Below are 18,511 nucleotides of genomic sequence, written 5' to 3' on the forward strand. Positions count from 1 at the left end.
GATTCTGCGATGCCATTCTGGCCTTCGAGTGAGCGAGGGAGTTGGCATGTACGGAGTACCCACCAAGGGGCCACACATCGGAGGTGGCCTTGCCGCCACCGGGGTTGCTGTCCAGTCCTGGTTGCTGGTCGGCGTCGGGCTGGTAGTGCTGGGATTGGCACTGTGGCTCGTCGCCATGTTGGGCCGCGAGCGATGACAGGTGCCCGACGCGGGTCGTGGCTGCGCGCCAGCGCGGGTGGCCTGATCGGAGTCGCCGCCGCCGTCGCCATGCTCTGGCGGTGGCACGACATCGCCAGCGCGGAGGCGTGGCTGAACGCTCATCTCGTCAACGCCGTCGGGCTGGCGGACACCAAATCCATCGGCGCGGCCGTGATCTTCCCACTGGACGAGCGCTGGGTCGGCTTCATGGTCTCCAGCGGCTGCTCGGTAGCCATGTTGCTGATCCCGCCGATCGTGCTCGCGTCGACGTTGGTCGGCTTCCGCCGCATCTCACTGACGCGTGGACTCAACGCCCTGGCGATGGCCGTCGTGCTGCTGGTCACCGTGAACCAGCTCCGACTCGGCGCGGTGGTGGTCTCGATGCAGACCTGGGGCTTCAAGCTGGGCTACGAACGCAGCCACGTGCTGATCGGCTCGGTGATCACGACCGCCGGTCTGATCGCCGTCACCATCCTCTTCGTGGTCCTGGTCAGCCGGACCAAGCGGATCTCCGGGACGGTCGCCGGTGTCCACTGAGACGCAGTCGCTCGCCCTGCTCAACACCGCGGCGTTCCTGCTGTGCGTCAGCTTCTGTGCGTACGTGCTGAGCATCCTGGTGTTCCACCTGAAGAGTGGACGTAGTCGGGGCGGCAGCCCGGACGGCTTCGACTGGCACATCATCGTGCCGTGCCGCAATGAGGCGTCGGTCATCGGCGAGACCGTGCGGCGCCTGCTCTGCGACTTCCCGCAAGCGACCGTCTGGTGCGTCGACGACGCCTCCGACGACGGCACGCTGGCCGAACTGGCCGCGTTCACCGACCAACCGCGGGTGCACGTGGTCCAGCGTCAACTGCCGGACGCGCGACAGGGTAAGGGCGCCGCCCTCAACGCCGCCTGGCGACGCATCGAGCAGTCGTTGCCCGCCAACGCGGACCGCACCCGGGTGATCGTCGGGGTCCTGGACGCGGACAGCCGACTCGACCCCCAGGGTCCGGTCGCCCTCTCCGGCCGTCAGTACTTCGGCTCGGCGCAGGTCGGCGCGGTCCAGGTGGAGGTGCGGATGCTCCAGTGCGCGCCGCGCCGGTACGCGCAGCCGACCGAGGTCGGTCGCTGGGGACGGCTGCTGATCCGGCTACAGGACATGGAGTTCCGCGCCCCGATCGCCGCCATGCAGTCGCTGCGGCGACGCACCGGCAGCGTGGCGATGGGCGGCAACGGGCAGTTCACCCGGCTGTCCCTACTCAACGAGATCGCCGACCAGCACGGCACACCGTGGCACGGCGCCCTCCTGGAGGACTTCGAGCTGGGCCTGCACATCCTGCTGGCCGGTGGTCGCACCGAGTACTGCCCGGAGAGCTGGGTGGCCCAGGAGGCGTTGACCCGGATCCGCCCGCTGGTGCGGCAGCGCACCCGCTGGGCCCAGGGGTCGATGCAGTGTGGCCGTTACCTCGGCAGGGTGCTGCGCTCGCCGCGCATCCGCAACTCGGCCACCCTGGAGATCGCCCACTTCCTGGCCGCGCCGTGGACCCAACTGCTCGGCACACCGATCTACGTCGCCTGCCTGGTGGTGATGTCCTACTACATCGACAACACCGCCGGCGGACTGCGCGGCTGGTGGAGCAGTGGCGGCTGGGGCGTACCCCCGCTGGTGCTCGTCTTCGGCATCGGACCGTTCGCCCTGTGGGGCATCGTCTACCGGATCCGTTGTGAGCCGCAGCTGTCGATTTCCAAGGCCCTGCTGCTCGGCGTCTGCCACTGGCTGTACAGCTACGCCCAGTCGCTGGCGGTCTGGTTGGCCTTCGCCCGCATGGTGACGGCCCGCACGGACTGGCAGAAGACCGCCCGTGCCGCCGATCCGCAGCCGGCTCCGGCTCGGGCCGTGGGCCGGGTGGCCGTCGGCCAGGCGGCAGTGGGTCGGGCCGCCGTGCCGGCCCAGCCGAGTCGGGGCCAACCGGCACGCCGGTCGCGTCGCAACGACGGACCCCGGTCGATCCGACCGCCCCGGCATCTCAGCCACCTCTCGCACCTCGCCACCCCCACCACAGACCGCCCCGCAACCGCCCACACCAGAAAGTAGACATCTATGCCACGAGTTAGATCCGGTCTCGCCCGCACCGCCGCGGTGCTGGCCGGTGGTCTCGCCATGGTCGTCCTGGCGGCCTCTCCGGCGATGGCCGACACCTCCCAGTCCTCCGCCTCGGCCCTTCAGATCAGCCTGTTCGGTGGTGGCCTCGCCAGCTCCGGCACGGCGTCGGCCACCAACGACGGCACCACCGAGTCGATCTCCGGTAACCAGAATCCGCCGCTGGGCGTGCTCGGCGGGCAGACCGTCATCACCGCAGGGGTGCTGGGCCAGAGCGTCCGGGCGTTCAACGACGGCACCTCGGCGGCCTGCGCCGGCGTGCTCGGCACCGGCGGCTCGATCACCATCGGACCCGGCGGGTCGTGCCTCGTCACGCCGGGCGCCGGGGTGACGCTGACCCTCGGTACCAGCGGCCTCGCCACGATCGCACTCGTCGCCGACGCCATCTACTCGTCGTGCCAGGCCACCAGCAGCCCGTCGGCGACCGGCACCGCGAGCCTGGTCAACGCCCGGATCGTCTCGACGATCCTGGGCATCGAGACGACCCTGCTCGCCCTGCCGGTCAACCCGGCGCCGAACACCGGCCTGAGCATCCCGGGGCTGATCGACCTGACCCTCAACGGCCAGTCCAGCTCCGGCGTGGGCCAACTCACCGTCACGGCGCTGAACCTGACGGCGCTCGGTGGAGCGCTGGCCGGGGTCACCATCGGCACGTCGAGCTGCGGGGCCAACGCGGTCGCGCCCCCCATTCCGGTGATCCCGCTCGCCGGGGCACCGCTCGCACTCGGTCTCGGCGCGCTCGTGGCCGGCACCACCGGCGGGTTCTCGCTCTACCGGCGTCGCCGCGCGGCTGCCAGGAGCTGACCCGACATGTGTGCGAGCGGCTCGACACCGCGAGAGGTCCTGATCCTCGCCGGCACCAGGCCGGAAGGAGTGAAGACCGCGCCTCTGATCCGCCGTCTCCTCGATGATCCGAGGTTCACGGTACGGGTGGCGGATACCGGTCAACAGCCGGGACGCGTCGCCGAGGCACTCGCCCCGTTCGGTCTCCGCCCGGAGGTGAGCCTGCGCCCGCAACGGCGGAGCGGCTCGCTCGCCGAACTGGCGGCGGCACTGATCACGGGCATCGACGAGTTGCTCACACACCACCGTCCAGCGGCGGTCGTGGTGCAAGGGGACACCACGACCGCCCTGGCCGGCGGGACGGCCGCGTTCTGGCGGCACGTCCCGGTCGTCCACCTGGAGGCCGGGCTGCGGACCAACGACCTGGACCGACCGTTCCCCGAGGAGGCCAACCGCGCGATGCTCGCCCGCATCGCGGCGCTGCACCTGGCGCCGACCCCGGCGGCTCGGGCGAACCTCATCGGTGAGGGCATTCGCTCCAGCGCGATAGTGGTGACCGGCAACACCGTCGTGGACGCCCTTCACGACCTGGTGGAGCGCGGCATGGCCCAGGCGCCGGACTGGGTCGACGCGGCCCGCAAGCTGGTGGTGGCCACTGTGCACCGGCGGGAGAACTGGGGCGAGGGGGTGGCTGCCACCGTGGATGGGCTCCGTCGCCTGGCGCGCGCGTGCCCCGACGCCCAGATCGTGATGGTCACCCACCCGAACCCGCAGCTCAGCGCGGAGGTCACCACGGGCCTCGCGGGCGTCGCCAACGCCCGGGTCACGCCACCGCTGCCGTATCCACAGATGGTCGGGCTGCTGCGGGCGGCCGACCTGGTCGTCACCGACTCGGGCGGGCTCCAGGAGGAGGCCGCCACCCTGGGGGTGCCGTTGTTGGTCACCAGGGACACCACGGAACGTCCGGAGGCCCTGACGCCGGGCCGCGGCGAGCTGGTGGGAACCGACCCCGAACTGCTCCTGTCGGCGGGGCTCCGCCACCTTGCCAGCGGGCGGGCCGCCGTCGTGGGCTCGCCGTTCGGCGACGGGCGGGCGAGTGACCGCTCCGTCGTCGCCCTGGCGGGGCTGCTGAACGTACCGGCCCGTCGGGTGGTGCAGCGTCGCCGCACCGCCGCCGCCATCGGCTAACGGCAGCCAACCTGGACAATCATCCCAATTTCCGGACAAACCTCCTTTACCCCCTGATAATTGGCACATCGATCGGCAGCGCTCCGATCCGTCGGTCCACACAGTTCAGTGATCAGAGGAGTTCCCAGGTGCAGGCGAAGTTGAACGGGCAGCGTTCCGCGACGCTGCAGGGCAGATACTCCGCCCAGCACAACGCCTTCGGCGTCCTGCGCCTGGCGATGGCTTGTGGCGTGATCATCGCGCACGCCGGCCCGCTCGGCTTCGGCCAGCACAACCTCGGCGCGGCCACCTTCGGCCGGCAGAGCGACCTCGGAACCCTCTGCCTGTACGGATTCTTCCTGATCTCGGGATTCCTCATCACCGACAGCGCGCTGCGCTCCACGCTGCGCCAGTACGTCCGCGCCCGCCTGCTGCGGGTCTTCCCCGGGCTGTGGGCCTGCCTGCTGGTCACCGCGTTCGTCTTCGCCCCCCTGGCGGCGCTGTACGAGAACGGCAACCTCGACGGGTTCTGGGGGCACCCTGAGGGGCCCTTCGACTACGTCACGACGAACTTCCTCGCCTCGATGGAGCAGTTCCCCATCTCCGGGTTGCTGGCCGACACTCCGTACGGCCAGATCGTCGGCGGGCCGAGCGCATTCGACGGTTCACTGTGGACTCTGCGGTACGACCTGGCGTTCTACGGGATCGTCGGCATCCTCGTGGTGACCTCGGTGCTGCACCGGGCGCCTCGCGCGGTACTCGTCCTCACCGCCGTCTGTTACGCCCTGGTCCTGCGGGACTTCTTCACGGCGCCGACCTGGAGCTCCCGCCCGCCGCAACACGGCGCGATCGGGCCGTTCCCCCTGCTCGGCGCGTTCGCCGCCGACTGGACGCTGATGCTCGGCTTCCTGTTCCTGCTCGGCGCCGCCGCCCGCCTGTACGCGCACCGGATCCCGGTGACCAGAGAGCTGGGCGTGCTGGCCGGCGTCGCGTTGGTCGGCTCGCTGTGGCTGGGCGGGTTCTTCGCTGTGGGTGTGCCGGCGTTCGCCTACCTGGTGCTCTTCGCGGCCGTCGCGCTGCCGAAGCGGCTGTCCGGAATCAGCCGCCGGCACGACTACACGTACGGCATCTACATCTACGGCTTCCCGGTGCAGCAGATGATCGCGCTGCTCGGCGGGGCCCGATTCGGGATGCTCGGCTACATCGTGCTGAGCCTGCTCGGTGCCCTCGTGTGCGCCGTGCTCTCCTGGCACCTGGTGGAACGGCCCGCGCTCGGGTTCAAGACCGGCAGCGGACGCGCCCGGCACCGGCGCGCGGGGCGCACCGCCAGCCCCCTCCCCGTGCTGATCCCCAGCCCGGTGACAGTCGCGGGAGCCGAGGCGCGCACCGGCACCGGCCGGCACAAGGCCGGTGCCCGGCACAGCCGGTCGGCGAAGAACACCCCCGTCACGGCAGCCGTGCCGCGCCGCGCCAAGCGGCCCACCGAGACGGCGGCGTCGTTCCTGGCGGCACCCGCACGGACCAGGAAGGATCTTCCGTTCGACCCGGTGAAGACGCCCACCTCGCACACCCGGTCGGGTCGGTCCCACCGCGCGCCGACCACCTCGACGACACCACCCCGCTGATCGCGATGGGGCCGGAGCCAACCTGGCTCCGGCCCCACCACCGTCCGCAGGGGCGGCCGGCCGACTCAGGCCGAGAAGTTGCGGAACAGCAGGGACGCCAGGGCGAGCGCCAACGCCAGGTTGAACACCGTGGCACTGGCGAACACCGCCACCGGTCGCCAGCCCGCCTCCCGCAGCGACGCGACCCGGACCTCCAGGCCGATGCTGACGAAGGCCAGGATCAGGAACCACACGCGCAGGTCGTTGACGACGGCGATGGTGGCCTTGCCGTCCGCGCCAGTCGCGTCGAGATACCAGGTGGCGATGACCGAGGCCGCTATGAAGCCGAGGACGAACTTCGGGAACCGCGTCCACAGCTCACCGAGGCCCGGTCGGGCCGCGCCGGGCCGTCGTTCCACCTTCAGGGTGAAGTACGCGGTGAGCGCGACCGCCACCACGCCCATCAGGGCGTTCTGGGTGACCTTGACGATGCTGGCGATCTGGAGCGCCTCCTCACCGGCGAGCGCACCCGCCGCGGTGACCGCCGCGGTGGTGTCGATGTTGCCACCGATCCAGGCGCCGGCCACCGCGTCGGAGAGCCCGAACACGTCGGCCAACCAGGGCAGGATGAAGATGGACGGCAGCGCGAAGACGATGACCAGACTCGCCGTGTAGGCCAACTGTTCACGACGGGCCCGCACCGCGCCGGCGGCGGCGATCGCCGCGCTGACCCCGCAGATCGACACCGCCGACGCGAGCAGCGCCCGCAACTTGTCGTCGAGGCCGAACCTGCCGGCCAACCACCAGGTGAACAGGAACACCCCGCTGATCAGCAGGATCGCCTGGGCGATCGCCGGGCCGGCGGCGCTGGCGATGACGGCCAGGTTGATCGACGCCCCGAGCAGCACCAGACCGGTCTTGATGAAGAACTCGGTTCGGAACGCGGCGGTGATCCGGTCCCGCCACCCGAGCACTGTGACGGCGACGTTGCCGAGCAGGCCGAGCAGGATCGCGTAGACCGGGTACTCGACAGCCGCTCCGACGTCCTCGATGGCGGTGCCCTCGGCCCAGGCCGGGACGTTCTGCTCCAGGTAGCGGGTGAGCGCGGCGAGACCGACCACGATCAGCAGGCCGAGTGCCGTCCACGCCCAGAATGCCCCGTCACGCGCCGCGTTTGTCGGCTCGACAGGATCGGCGGTGGTCGACGACGTGTCGCGCTCGATCACGTCCTCGGCGGGCGGCTCGTCGACGCGTGCGTCGCCGACCGTGGCGGCCTCGGTGCCCGTGCGGGTCGCGTCGGCGGTCATCAGGGGACCAGTCCGGCGGGGATGGCACCGAGCAGGACCAGTGCGAGCAGGACCAGGCCGAGGATGGTCGCCGCCCAGTCCTCGTTGAACGCGAGCCGGGACGCACCGGCCGTCGGCGGGGTGGGCGGTGGCTGGTCGGATGTCATGGCGTACCTCCATGGTGGTGAGCCGAGCCGACGGTGCCGGATCGGTTCAGAAGCGCGGTGACGGGCGTGCGGAGCCGCGCCGGGTCACGAGTCGACGCGCGAGCCGGCGGTGCGGCCGGAAGAGGGGTGCGGTGCTGCGGTGCTCAGTCGGTGCCCGGTGCGCCCGGACACAGCTCACTGGCGGTTCGCATCAGGTCGACGACCCGACGCGAGGTGAGGAGCGGACCGACCGGCATTCACGTATTTTCCTACCGACTCGATAGGAATTCAAGACCGTCGACGCGAATTCTTCCTCTGCGGACGCCCCCACCACGGACGACGGGGCCGGAGCCATCGCCGGCTCCGGCCCCGTCGGTACGCCCGATCCCCGCTACGGGGTCGGGTACTGCGTCAGGTAGACCGGAGCGCCGACCCTGGTCATGTCGGCCGCGTCCCCGACGCCGTTGACCACATGGTCGATCGTGCCGGCGCTGAGGTTGACGGTCATGATGTGATGCAGCCGCACCCCCGGCCGGTTCGGCACCTCGAAGCCGTTCTCGGTGTGGATCGACGGGTTGTTCTGGTTGAACACGTACACCCCACCCCCGTACAGGGTGTGGTGACGCACCCGGTCACCGACCTTGTACCCGGCCCAGCCCTCGACCGCGCCGTTCATCCAGTCGGCCTGCGTCGGCGGGTCGTACGGCAGCTCGTTCTGGTAGAGGATCGTGGTGCCGTGCTCGCCGTTCCAGACCGTGTTGTAGCGCTGGAAGTGTTCGACGAAGAGGCCGGTGGCGGTCACGTGGTCGCCGTTGATGACGGCCCCGTAGCGACCGGTGTTGGTACGCCAGCGGTCGGTGTCACCGTTGACGCCCTCGGTGAAGCCCTCGACGCCGTGATCACCGCGCCACACCCAGGTGTGGTCGATGAGCACGTTGTCACTGTTGACCTCCAGCGCGGTGTTCGTCCGCCCGATGTGCGGGCCGCCGACCCGGAAGTACACGTCGGAGAGGGTGGTCGGGTTGTGCGGGCTGCTCGCGTCGCGGCCGTGCTCACGTCCGACCCGCAGCAGGACCGGCGACTCGACGAGGCCCGCGTCGATCGTGACACCCGCGACGATCACCCCGGGAACACCGGCCACGTCCAGCGGGATCGCGCCGTTCACGGCGGTCAGCGTGGCGTGCCCGATCCCCAGCACCACTGTGTTCGGGCGCCGGATCTCGATGCTGCGCGCGATGTCGTACGTGCCGGGCGTGAGCAGCAGGTGCTTGCCTCGCGCCAACTGGCTGTTGATGACGCGCACCGAGTCCGACGGCTTGGCGACGAAGAAGTCGCCGATCCCGATGGTGCGCCCCGGCGTGATGCCGTCACCCCAGGAGACGCCCCGGCTGTCGCGCTGCGCGGCGGGCACCCGCACCTGGTAGCGACCCTTGCCGTCGACGAAGAGGTAGGGCTTCTCCCGGCTGAGCGGGGTGGTCTCCAGAGTGGTGTACGGCGGGTCGGGGAACGCGGCGTCGTCCGGCGCGCCCTCGACCCCCGCGAACACCTGGTTCCACACGGCGTTGGACCAGCCACCGACCTCGCTGTTGCGGGTCAGCCACTGTTGCTGCGACCCGTTGGTAGTGGCCGGCAGCCGTGAGTCGGCGATGAACCCTCCGCTGGCGTACTGCGGGCCGGCGGTGCAGTAGTCCATCAGCGACAGACCGCCGCCGCCGATGTTCAGTCGGCGCATCGACACTGCCTGGGAGACCGCCCAGAAGTTCGCCGACGACCGGCAGTCGTCCTGGCCGGCCGCGTTGATGGTGAGCGACAGGTTGGACAGGGTGCGCCAGAAGTTGACCAGTGCGAGGCAGTTGCCGGTGCCGCCGTCGGCCAGACAGCGGTTGTAAACCTCCAGCTTGCCGTTGACTGTGACGTCGGTGGGCGAGGCGCCCAGGCCGGACACCTCGGTGTAGTAGCCGACCTTGGCCTGCAACGGCTGCGCGGCCGTGCCGTACGTGCCGGGCTTGAACAGGTAGGCGTGCCGCTCGGTGCCCATCTCGTTGTCGACCTGCCGGGCGTGCGCCGCGTCGAGGGTCTGCTGGATCTCGCCGACCGGCATGGACGGGTCGAAGATCGTCACGTTCGGGCCGAAGTCGGGTGCGCCGTGCGTCGGGCGGCCGGCGCTGGCCCCCGTGCTGGTCATCGTGGTGGCGGTGGTCAACACCACTGCGAGCAGGAGGGTGCGACCGGATCTCCGGCGCACGTCTCGGGACGGGGTTGTCATGTGGTTCGTCCTCTCCGCTGGCCGGGCGTACTTCCGGCGCAGCTGGGGGCGGTGAGAGCGCTCTCTGACCCTTGCCGCCGGAGGTAGGGCCGGGCCGGAAGGGGTTGAGATGTTTCTACCCGTAAATGCGGCCGCACGCCACGAGCGCCGCACCGCGAATGTCGGCGGGCCAGGCGCTCACGGTACGGCGACGGTACGAAAAGGGAACACCGCGCTGGTCTGCTCGGCTCATGCGAGTACGCGGAACACCCGGAGCGTTCCGGCCCGGACGGCGGGCGACCGTCGTCATCGTCACCCTCGCCCTGGCACTGCCGCTGGCCGCGTCGTCGATCGCCGGTGCCCGGTCTGGCTCCACCTCGGCCGCACCGGCGCTGACGGTCGCGCCGTCGTCCGATCCGGGCCCGTCCGGGCCCGTCACGGCCGAGGATCGGCGGCTTCTGGTGCGCGCCGAGTCACTGCTCACCCGGGACTGCATGGTCCGCGCGGGATTCCAGTTGTGGCTGGGCACGTCGCCACCGGCAGACGAGCTGCTCTCCTTCCCGTACGTCGTCGACGACATCGCGTGGGCGCGGAAACACGGTTTCGGCTCGGACCTGGTGAAGGCGGTCGACGCCCGCCGGCGCACCGACCCCAACCAGCGCTACGTCAGCGGCCTGTCCCCCGAGCGCCGGGAGGCGTTCCTGGCCGCGCTCAACGGCGCCCGCCCGGAAGGGCTGGAGGCGCGGCTCCCCTCCGGCGGGGTGATGCGGCGCAGCGCCGAGGGATGCACATCCGAGGCGCAGCGCCGGCTCTACGGCGACCTGGCCGAGTGGTACCGGTCGAGCAAGGTGGTCACCGACCTGACGTACCTGCGGCAGCGGCGGGTCCTCGCCGATCCGTCGTGGACGGCCGCGCTCCGACCGTGGGCGCAGTGCCTGCGGCAGCAGGGCCACACCGCCGACACCCCCGAGCGGTTACGGGAGAGCGTCGGCACCCGGGGGCGGGCGGACGAGATCGCCGCGGCGGTCGCCGAGGCGCGGTGCGCCCAGAACGGCCTCGCCGCGACGACACGGGCGCTGGACGCCCGCCACGGCGACGAGCTGACGGCGGCGTACCACCAGGACGTGGCGGCGAAGAACCGGCTGGAGCACGGGGCGCTCCCCACGGCCCGGGCCGTGGTCGCCGCCGAGCACCAATGAACGCCGAGGCGATGGTCGCCCGGCGAGAAGGAGGATGAGATGAGACGTATCCACCTGGTCCTGGCGGGAGGCGCAATGCTCGCCACGCTGCTGGCCGGCGCACCGGCGGCCGCATCCCCCGCGCAACCGGGCGCGCTCGGATCGGCCAGCCAGGCCGCGCCGACCGATCGCGACGGCCGGGCCGAGCGGGTCGACCTGCCCCGGAGAACCCCACAGGACGGGGCGCGGACCGCGGCAGCGGCCGACGGCTACTTCTACGCCTACGAGCACGCCTACTGGGGTGGCCGCTGGTGCGCCTGGGCGGGCAACGCGAGCAACTGGGTCAACCCGGGCGGCGCCGCCACGACCGGCCAGTGGGACTGCGGCGGCGACTACAGCTTCGACAACATCGCCACGTCGGTCTGGAACAACGGTGTCTACCACGACTACGACGCGGTACGGATGCGCACCGGGGCGTTCCTCACCGGTGGCAGCATGTGCCTGTCGCGCGGCGACTACTGGGCCGATTTCACCCTCGGCTACCAGGCGTTCGACGACGGCACCCCCGCCGACAACCAGATCAGCTCGCACTACTGGGGCTTCGCCTGCTCGTGACGCCGACCCGGGCGGGGGCCGCAGCGCCCCCGCCCGGCACCACCATGCTCAGCGGCAGACATCCCCACCGAGCAGCGTCCGGTGCAGGTCGCGCAGCTCCCGCCCCGGCTCGATGGCGAGCTGCGCCGACAACTCCGCTCGCCAGTCCCGGTAGACACCCAGGCCATCGGCGGTACGTCCGCTGCGGTGCAGGGCGAGCATCAGCTGCCCCCGCAGCCGCTCCCGGAACGGATGCCGCCGGACCAACGCGACCAGCTCGCCAACCACCTGCGGGTGGTGGCCCAGGTCCAACCGCACGGCCACCCGCTGTTCGATCGCGGCGAGCCGTGCCTCCTCCAGTCGCGGCGCCTCCGAATCGGTCAGCTCCTCGGTGCCGTCGGCCAACGCCGGCCCGCGCCACCATTCGAGAGCCGTGCTCAACGCGGCTGACGCCTCCGCCGGCCGGCCCGCGTCGCGCAGCACTGCGGCCCGCCGCACCTCGTCGAGGAACCGGTCCAGGTCCAGCTCGCCCGCTTCCAACCGAACCGCGTAACCGTCGCGCCAGGAGCGGATGCGATCGGCGCCGAGCGCCCCGCGCAGCTCGGAGACCCGCTTACGCAGTTGGGTACGCGCGGTCGTCGGCGGCTGCTCGGCCCAGAGCAGGCGTACCAGCCGGCCCACCGACACCATCCGGCCATGTGCCAGCAGCAGCGCGGCCAGCACCGAGCGCTGCTGCGGACCGGCCAGCCGCACCGACTGACCGGCCCGGACGGCCTCGATCGGCCCCAGAATGCGGAACTCCATCTGCGTCACCTGCTCCTCCTCGTCGCCGAGGGAACTGTCGCAGCGGGCGTCGTCGAAGCGCTGTCACCGCACTGTCACGCACCCTGCGGCTAGGCCGTCACCGTGCGTCAACGTCCACACCGCAGTGTCGGACCGTCGTGTTACCGTCGCTGCCGGTCGACGTCGCGAGGCGTCTGGTCGGCCGACGCTGGGGGCTTTCGTGGAGTGGGATTTCGCCGTGCTCGGCGCGCTGCGCGTCTCCCGGCACGGCCGCACCATCCCCGTCCCGGCCAACCGGCAGCGGGCACTGCTGGCCACGCTGCTGCTCAACCGGGGTGAGACGGTGAGCGTCCCCGCGCTCGTCGATCGGGTCTGGGGCACGGGGGCACCCATCCACGCGCGAGCCGCGCTGCACTCGCTGGTTCGGCGGCTGCGCAGCACCCTGACCATCGAGGGCCCTCCCGGCGAGCTGATCGCGACGCACGCCAGCGGCTACCTCCTGGAGCTGCCGCCGGCCGCCCTCGACCTCTCCCGCTTCGACGCGCTCGTGGCGACGAGTCGCACCGCCGATCCACAACGCCGGGCCGACCTGCTCCGGGAGGCCCTGGCGCTGTGGCGCGGCGACCCGTTGGCGGACGTCGACTCCGAGGTGCTGCACCGCGAGGACGTGCCGGCGCTGACCGAGCGGTGGGCGCGCGCCAGCGAGGTCTACTTCGACACCGAGCTGACCCTCGGCCGGCATACCGAGATCGTCGCCGGGCTGCGGCGGGCGACCCGACGCAGCCCGCTGCGCGAGGGGCTGTGGGCGCAGCTGATGCTCGCGCTGTATCGCGATGGGCGGCAGGCCGAAGCCCTCGATGCCTTCCATCGCCTCGCCACGATCCTCGCCGAGGAGTTGGGCGTCGACCCGGGGCCGGCGGTGCGGGAGCTGCGCGACGGCATGCTCCGCGCCGACCCCGCGCTGAGCTGGCGACCACCTCCGGCGGCGGCCACGGCCACCCCCGCGGCGCCTCCGATGTCGTTGCTCCCGGCCGACATCGGCGTACTGCACGGTCGTGTCGCGACAGTCGAGGCCATCCGACGCTCGATCGTCACCGCCGCCAGCGAGGGACGTCTGCCGCTGGTGTCCGTGTCGGGCGCTCCGGGCATCGGCAAGACCGCTCTCGCCGTCCACCTGGGTCACCAGCTCGCCGACGAGTTTCCCGACGGCCAGTGGTACGCGCGACTGCGCGGTCAGCACAGGAATCAGGCTCGCCCGTTCGACGTCCTGTCCGAGCTGCTCACCTACTCGGGCGTTCCCCCGGCGGCCCAACCCGCCACCGCCGACGCCCGGGCAGCCGCGTTTCGGGCGGCGCTCGCCGGTCGCCACGTCCTCATCGTCCTGGACGATGCCGCATCGGCGGAGCAGGTCGAGCCGCTGCTGCCCGGCGCCGGCGGCTGCGCGGTGATCGTGACCAGCCGCAGCACGCTCGGCGCCCTTGTGGCGCTGCACGGTGGGCGGGCCGTCGGTCTGGACCCGCTCAGCCCGGACGCCGCGGCCGACCTGCTCGTCGCGGTGTTCCGGGATCACGGGTTCAGTGTGGCACCGGACGTCGTCCACGACCTCGCCGCGCTCTGCGGAAACCTCCCGCTGGCGTTGCGGATCGCGGCGGCCAACCTGGCCACCACCGGCCCGGAGGACGCCCGCGCGTACGTGCGGCGACTGCGGGACGGAGACCGGCTCGGTGGCCTCTCCGTGCCCGGCGACCCCCGAGTGGCGCTGCGCGCCGCGATCACACCGTCCTATCAACGGCTCGGCGGCGCCGAACGGCGCGCGCTGCGACTGCTCGGGTCGACCCCCACCGACTGCTTCACCACCGAGGACCTCGCGGCGCTGGCGGACGTCGACTGGTCCACTGCGGACGCCATGCTGCGCACCCTGACCAGCAGTCACCTGGTCCGCCCCGCCCGGGGCGGTCGGTTCGTGACCCACGACCTCATCCGCCTGTACGCGGCGGAGCAGTCCCAGCACGAGGACACCGTCCATCAGCGCGCCGAAGCCCTGGGTCGACTGTTCCACGGGTACCTGGCCATCGCCGACGCGCTGGCACGGCGCAACTACCCCCGGATGGCGTTCCTGCCCCGACCCGCCGGCTCGGTCCGGCGTACGGCGGTGGCCGCGCAGCCCGAGACGCCGAGCTGGTTCCACGCCGAGTACGCCAATCTGCTCAGCGCGATCCGGCACGTGGCGCAGCACGGCCCACGTGAGATCGCCTGGCACCTCGCCGACCGGATGCGCGGCTACCTCCAGGAGACCGGGGCGCACGGCGAATGGCGCGAGGTCGTCGAGTTGGGCCTGACTCAGGCCCAACGTGAGGGCGATGACCCGGGGGTGGCCGCGATGCAGTCGAGTCTGGCGACACTGAGCGCCAGCCGGGCCAACTATGCCGACGCGCGGCGGCGGTTCCGGGCGGCTCTGACCATCCAACTGCGTCTGGGCAACAGTGCCGGGCAGGCGTCCATCCTCAACAACCTGGGCATCGTGCACCGGGAGGAGGGCCAGCTGACCGAGGTGGGCGAGTGCTACGCACAGGCACTGCGGCTCTACCGCGAGGTGGGCAACCGGCACGCCGAGTGGAGCTGCCTGGGCAACCTCGGCGTCGTCCGGTTGGAACTGGGCCAGGTGCACGACGCGGTCCAGGCCCAGCAGGCGGCGCTGGAGGGTTACACGTCCCTCGACGTCACCGAGCAGCCGCGCAACGACATCGCCAACGTCCTGCACAACCTCGCCGTCGGTGTGCGCGCGCTCGGCTGGCCCAGCCTGGCGGTGCTGCACCTCACCCATGCCGTGGTGCTGCGTCGACAGGTGGGCGACCGCTACGGCCTCGCGACCGATCTTGACCAGCTCGCCGCCGCGTACGTCGACCTGGGCTACCACGTCAAGGCGCAGGGCCTCGCCCAGGAGTGTCTGAGCATCGCCCGCGCGATCGGTCGACGCCGGGTCGAGGCGGAGGCCCTGGCCACCCTCGGCACCGCCGCGCTTGGCCTGCACGGCCCGGCACCGGCGCTCAAGCTGCTGCACCAGGCGTTGCGGCTGGGCCGGGAGATCGGTTACCGCCGAGCCGAGGTCAACGCGCACCTCGGCCTGGCGGCCGCGTACCGGGCGGCCGACCGACACCAGGAGGCGGTGAGGCACGCCCAGATGGGCGAACAGCTGGCCCGCGCGGCCCAGCACCACCTGCTGGCCCGGCAGGCCCGCGCGCTGCTCGGCGACGCCGAGCCCGAGCCGCTGCTGCGCTCGGCCGGCTGAACCACACCGCGGCGGCGTCCGGCGGACGCGCTCCGGGTCAGCGCCGCGCGGTTAGGATGACCGCCGTGCAGTTCGGGGTGCTCGGGCCGCTCGCCGTGACCACGGACACCGGCGAGCCGGTGGTGGTGCCCGGCACCAAGGTGCGGGCGTTGCTGGCCGATCTGTTGGCCAACCGCAACCAGGTGGTCTCGGCGGACCGCCTCATCGACGACCTGTGGGGTGACGACGCCCCCGCCAATCCGGCCGGAGCCCTTCAGGTGCGGGTGTCGCAACTGCGCAAGGCGCTCAACGACGCCGAGCCCGGCGCCCGTGAGCTGGTCGAGTCCCGGCCACCCGGCTACCTGCTGCGGGTCGACGCGGTCGACGTCGGCCGCTTCGACGAGCTGGCCCGCTGCGCCGATGTCGAACGGCTGACCGAGGCCCTCGCGTTGTGGCGCGGCGAAGCGTACGCCGACATGGCCGACGCCGAGTTCGTGCGGGCCGAGGCGTCCCGCCTCGCCGAGCAGCGCCTCGTCGTTCAGGAGCGGTTGGCGCAGGCCCGGCTGGCCCGGGGTGAGCATGACCTGGTGGCCGCGGACCTGGCCGAGTTGGTCGCCAGACACCCGCTACGTGAAGGCCTGCGGGCGGTGCAGCTGCGCGCGTTGTACGCGGCCTGCCGCCAGTCCGAGGCGTTGGAGAGCTACGCCGAGCTGCGGGCCCGGCTCGCCGAGGAGCTGGGCCTCGACCCCGGCCCGGAGCTGGTCGCCCTGCACCGCAGGATCCTCGAACAGGACGCCGGCCTGGACGCCCCGCCGAGGGCGGCGGTCATCCGGAACGATCTGCCGGCCCCGCTCGACGAGTTGATCGGGCGGGACGAGGCGCTGGCCGAGCTGCTGACGCTCCTGCCCCGGCAGCGGCTGGTCACGCTGCTCGGGCCGGGCGGCGTCGGCAAGACCCGGCTGGCCACCGAGACGGCCCGCGCGACGTCCTACCCGGACGGTGTCCGACTGGTCGAGCTGGCCCCGCTCCCGGCCGGTGACGCCAGCGTCGCCGAACAGGTGCTCGGCGCTCTGGGCGCCCACGAGGCCGCGGGAACGACCCAGTCCCCCGCCGACCGGGTGGTCACAGCCCTGCGGCACCGGCAGGTGCTGCTCGTGCTGGACAACTGCGAACACGTCATCGAACCGGTCGCCGAGCTGGTCGCCCGGCTACTGCGCGACGTGTCCGGGGTGAGCGTGCTGGCCACCAGCAGAGAGCCACTCGGGCTGACTGGTGAGCTGCTCTGGGAGGTACCCCCGCTGCCGGTGCCGGACGACGGTGACCTGGACGCGGTCCGGCGCTCGGCGGCGGCCCGGCTGTTCGTCGCCCGCGCCGCCGCGCAGCAGCGCGGTTTCCGCCTCGACGGGCAGACCGCTACGGCGGTGGCCCAGCTGTGCCGCCGCCTCGACGGTCTGCCGCTGGCGTTGGAGCTGGCCGCGACCCGGGTCCGCGCGCTGGGCGTACGCGGGGTGGTGGACCGGCTCGACGACAGGTTCCGGCTGCTCACCACCGCGCAGCGGGACGTGCCACCACGGCAGCGGACGCTCACCGCTGTGATCGGCTGGAGCTGGGACCTCCTGGACGAGTCCGACCGTCTGGTGCTCGCCCAACTGGCGGTGTTCCCGGACGGCTGCACCCCGGAGGCCGCCGAACAGGTCTGCCGAACCGACCTGGACGCCCTCGCCCGGCTGGTGGACCGGTCGCTGGTGGTGCTCGACGACTCCGGCGCGGCCCCCCGCTACCGGCTGCTCGAATCGGTGGCCGCGTTCTGCCTGGAACGCCTCACCGACGCCGACGAGGTACGCGGGCGCCACGCCACCTACTACACCGAGCTGGCCGAACGCGCCGACCCCGGGCTGCGCGGGGCCGACCAGCAGCGGTGGCTGGCGCTGCTCGACACCGAGCTGGCGAACCTGCGCTCGGCGCTGACGCACGGTGGCGGGCTGCGCCTGGCGGTCGCGCTGAGCTGGTACTGGTTCCTGCGCGGCCGGCTCACCGAGGCACGGCGGGCACTGGCCGTGCCCGGCGACCCGGAGCAGGAGGCCCGCGCGGCACCCTGGCGGGTCGGCTTCGCCCTGTCGCAGGGTGAGGTGATCGCGCCGGACGACGTACGCGCCGCCGTGGCCGCCGACCCGAGCGGTCACGCCGCCTGGTTCGCGGCCAACGCGGTGATCGAGCACGGCGACCTGGCCCTGGCGTCGGAGCTGCTGCCCACCGCCGCCGACCCGTGGACCGAGGCCGCTGTGCTCACCTCGGTGGCCCACATCGCCCACGCCAACGGCGACCAGGCCACCCTGGAGCGCACCGCGACCCGCAGCGCCGCGCTCTTCGCCGACCTCGGCGACCGGTGGGGTCGGCTCCGGGCGACCGAGTGGGTGGGTGGGCTGGCCGACATGCGCGGCGAGCATGAGCGCGCCTTCGCGCTGCACCGGGAGGGGCTGCGCTGGGCCGAGGAGTTGGCGCTGTGGCCGCAGGTCTGCGCCGAGCTGTCCTGGCTGGCCTGGCTCGCCGTGCAGACCCGCGACTACGCTCAGGGTCGGGAACTGGCCGAACGCGCCTACGACCTGGCGGTGGAGCAGGGCTCGCCCGGCGCACTGATCTTCGCGGAGATGAGCCTCGGGCTGGCCGCCCGCCGCGACGGCAAGCTCGATCTGGCCGTCACCCACCTCAGCCACCTCGCCGACCTGGGTCGGGGAGAGAGCCAACCCGCGCTCTACCTGCCGATGGTGCTGGTGGAGCTGGGCTACGCCGTCGAGCAGGGCGGCGACCCGGACGCCGCGTTGGCCCTGCACATCGAGGCGTTCGAGGTCGCCGAGGTGATGGCGACGATGCGCGACGCGGTCGGCCCCCTGGAGGGGATGGCGGCGGCGGTGCGCTCCCCCGAGGTCGCCGCCCGGCTGCTCGGCGCCGCGGCCGCCGCCCGGCTCGCCACGCAGTCCCCCGCCGCGCCGGCCGAACGCGACGACACCGACCGGGTGACCACACGACTGCGGGCCGAACTCGGGCCGGAACGCTTCGAGGCGCTGCTCGCCGAGGGCGCGCGGCTGAGCCCGGGCGAGGCCCGGGCCCAGCTCTGA

The 18,511-nt window shown here is 72.2% G+C and carries 14 protein-coding genes; 10 read left to right on the top strand and 4 right to left on the bottom strand.

Annotated elements, in window-relative coordinates; genetic code table 11:
• Positions 1 to 46: 46 nt before the first annotated feature.
• The 6 genes from OHB44_RS19225 to OHB44_RS19250 all read left to right on the top strand — a co-directional run bounded on the left by OHB44_RS19225 (position 47) and on the right by OHB44_RS19250 (position 5,916).
• Positions 47 to 196: a peptidase gene (locus OHB44_RS19225; RefSeq protein WP_088989215.1), complete on the top strand. Its 150-nt coding sequence runs from the start codon at positions 47 to 49 to the stop codon at positions 194 to 196.
• Complete coding sequence (locus OHB44_RS19230) at positions 193 to 735, top strand: hypothetical protein (RefSeq protein ID WP_238682446.1); 543 nt, start codon at positions 193 to 195, stop codon at positions 733 to 735. Before OHB44_RS19225 ends, OHB44_RS19230 begins: the two co-directional genes overlap by 4 nt.
• Entirely contained in the window at positions 725 to 2,275 is a 1,551-nt protein-coding gene (locus OHB44_RS19235; protein ID WP_330437760.1) for a glycosyltransferase family 2 protein, read from the top strand. The genes OHB44_RS19230 and OHB44_RS19235 overlap by 11 nt, the downstream gene beginning before the upstream one ends.
• Positions 2,276 to 2,281: 6 nt before the next feature.
• Positions 2,282 to 3,145, top strand: coding sequence for a choice-of-anchor P family protein (locus tag OHB44_RS19240; RefSeq protein WP_238682449.1), 864 nt, complete (start codon positions 2,282 to 2,284; stop codon positions 3,143 to 3,145).
• A 6-nt stretch (positions 3,146 to 3,151) separates the two neighbouring features.
• Positions 3,152 to 4,312 carry a non-hydrolyzing UDP-N-acetylglucosamine 2-epimerase gene (wecB, locus tag OHB44_RS19245; protein ID WP_330437761.1) on the top strand — a complete coding sequence of 387 codons (1,161 nt, stop codon included), beginning with the start codon at positions 3,152 to 3,154 and terminating at the stop codon, positions 4,310 to 4,312.
• Positions 4,313 to 4,440: 128 nt separating this feature from the next.
• Positions 4,441 to 5,916 carry an acyltransferase family protein gene (locus OHB44_RS19250; RefSeq protein WP_238682451.1) on the top strand — a complete coding sequence of 492 codons (1,476 nt, stop codon included), beginning with the start codon at positions 4,441 to 4,443 and terminating at the stop codon, positions 5,914 to 5,916.
• Positions 5,917 to 5,981: 65 nt separating this feature from the next.
• On the opposite strand, the gene OHB44_RS19255 is transcribed toward OHB44_RS19250, so the two are convergent.
• The 3 genes from OHB44_RS19255 to OHB44_RS19265 form a co-directional block, all read right to left on the bottom strand.
• Positions 5,982 to 7,202 (bottom strand): YeiH family protein, encoded by a 1,221-nt coding sequence (locus tag OHB44_RS19255; RefSeq protein ID WP_266302270.1) that lies wholly within the window; start codon positions 7,200 to 7,202, stop codon positions 5,982 to 5,984.
• Positions 7,202 to 7,348 (bottom strand): hypothetical protein, encoded by a 147-nt coding sequence (locus tag OHB44_RS19260; protein WP_330437762.1) that lies wholly within the window; start codon positions 7,346 to 7,348, stop codon positions 7,202 to 7,204. Before OHB44_RS19260 ends, OHB44_RS19255 begins: the two co-directional genes overlap by 1 nt.
• A gap of 370 nt (positions 7,349 to 7,718) precedes the next feature.
• Positions 7,719 to 9,593 (bottom strand): adenylyl cyclase, encoded by a 1,875-nt coding sequence (locus OHB44_RS19265; RefSeq protein ID WP_330437763.1) that lies wholly within the window; start codon positions 9,591 to 9,593, stop codon positions 7,719 to 7,721.
• Positions 9,594 to 9,823: 230 nt separating this feature from the next.
• On the opposite strand from OHB44_RS19265, the gene OHB44_RS19270 reads away from it, so the two are divergent.
• Entirely contained in the window at positions 9,824 to 10,771 is a 948-nt protein-coding gene (locus OHB44_RS19270; RefSeq protein WP_330437764.1) for a hypothetical protein, read from the top strand.
• Positions 10,772 to 10,810: 39 nt separating this feature from the next.
• Positions 10,811 to 11,365, top strand: coding sequence for a hypothetical protein (locus tag OHB44_RS19275; protein ID WP_330437765.1), 555 nt, complete (start codon positions 10,811 to 10,813; stop codon positions 11,363 to 11,365).
• A 48-nt stretch (positions 11,366 to 11,413) separates the two neighbouring features.
• Here the strand turns inward: OHB44_RS19275 and OHB44_RS19280 are convergent, their stop codons facing one another.
• Complete coding sequence (locus tag OHB44_RS19280; RefSeq protein WP_238682608.1) at positions 11,414 to 12,148, bottom strand: AfsR/SARP family transcriptional regulator; 735 nt, start codon at positions 12,146 to 12,148, stop codon at positions 11,414 to 11,416.
• Between the two features lie 199 nt (positions 12,149 to 12,347).
• Between OHB44_RS19280 and OHB44_RS19285 the strand changes: the two genes are divergently transcribed.
• Both OHB44_RS19285 and OHB44_RS19290 read left to right on the top strand, forming a co-directional pair.
• Entirely contained in the window at positions 12,348 to 15,416 is a 3,069-nt protein-coding gene (locus OHB44_RS19285) for an AfsR/SARP family transcriptional regulator (protein WP_330437766.1), read from the top strand.
• A gap of 56 nt (positions 15,417 to 15,472) precedes the next feature.
• Positions 15,473 to 18,511 (top strand): BTAD domain-containing putative transcriptional regulator, encoded by a 3,039-nt coding sequence (locus tag OHB44_RS19290; RefSeq protein WP_330437767.1) that lies wholly within the window; start codon positions 15,473 to 15,475, stop codon positions 18,509 to 18,511.

It is taken from the genome of Micromonospora sp. NBC_00821, from assembly GCF_036347035.1.
Classification (GTDB): Bacteria; Actinomycetota; Actinomycetes; order Mycobacteriales; family Micromonosporaceae; genus Micromonospora; species Micromonospora hortensis.

Coding starts and splice junctions, on each gene's coding strand:
- OHB44_RS19225 (WP_088989215.1), top strand. CDS start 47: ATGTACGGAGTACCCACCAAGGGGCCACACATCGGAGGTGGCCTTGCC.
- OHB44_RS19230 (WP_238682446.1), top strand. CDS start 193: ATGACAGGTGCCCGACGCGGGTCGTGGCTGCGCGCCAGCGCGGGTGGC.
- OHB44_RS19240 (WP_238682449.1), top strand. CDS start 2,282: ATGCCACGAGTTAGATCCGGTCTCGCCCGCACCGCCGCGGTGCTGGCC.
- wecB (WP_330437761.1), top strand. CDS start 3,152: ATGTGTGCGAGCGGCTCGACACCGCGAGAGGTCCTGATCCTCGCCGGC.
- OHB44_RS19255 (WP_266302270.1), bottom strand. CDS start 7,202: ATGACCGCCGACGCGACCCGCACGGGCACCGAGGCCGCCACGGTCGGC.
- OHB44_RS19260 (WP_330437762.1), bottom strand. CDS start 7,348: ATGACATCCGACCAGCCACCGCCCACCCCGCCGACGGCCGGTGCGTCC.
- OHB44_RS19265 (WP_330437763.1), bottom strand. CDS start 9,593: ATGACAACCCCGTCCCGAGACGTGCGCCGGAGATCCGGTCGCACCCTC.
- OHB44_RS19270 (WP_330437764.1), top strand. CDS start 9,824: ATGCGAGTACGCGGAACACCCGGAGCGTTCCGGCCCGGACGGCGGGCG.
- OHB44_RS19275 (WP_330437765.1), top strand. CDS start 10,811: ATGAGACGTATCCACCTGGTCCTGGCGGGAGGCGCAATGCTCGCCACG.
- OHB44_RS19280 (WP_238682608.1), bottom strand. CDS start 12,148: ATGGAGTTCCGCATTCTGGGGCCGATCGAGGCCGTCCGGGCCGGTCAG.
- OHB44_RS19290 (WP_330437767.1), top strand. CDS start 15,473: ATGACCGCCGTGCAGTTCGGGGTGCTCGGGCCGCTCGCCGTGACCACG.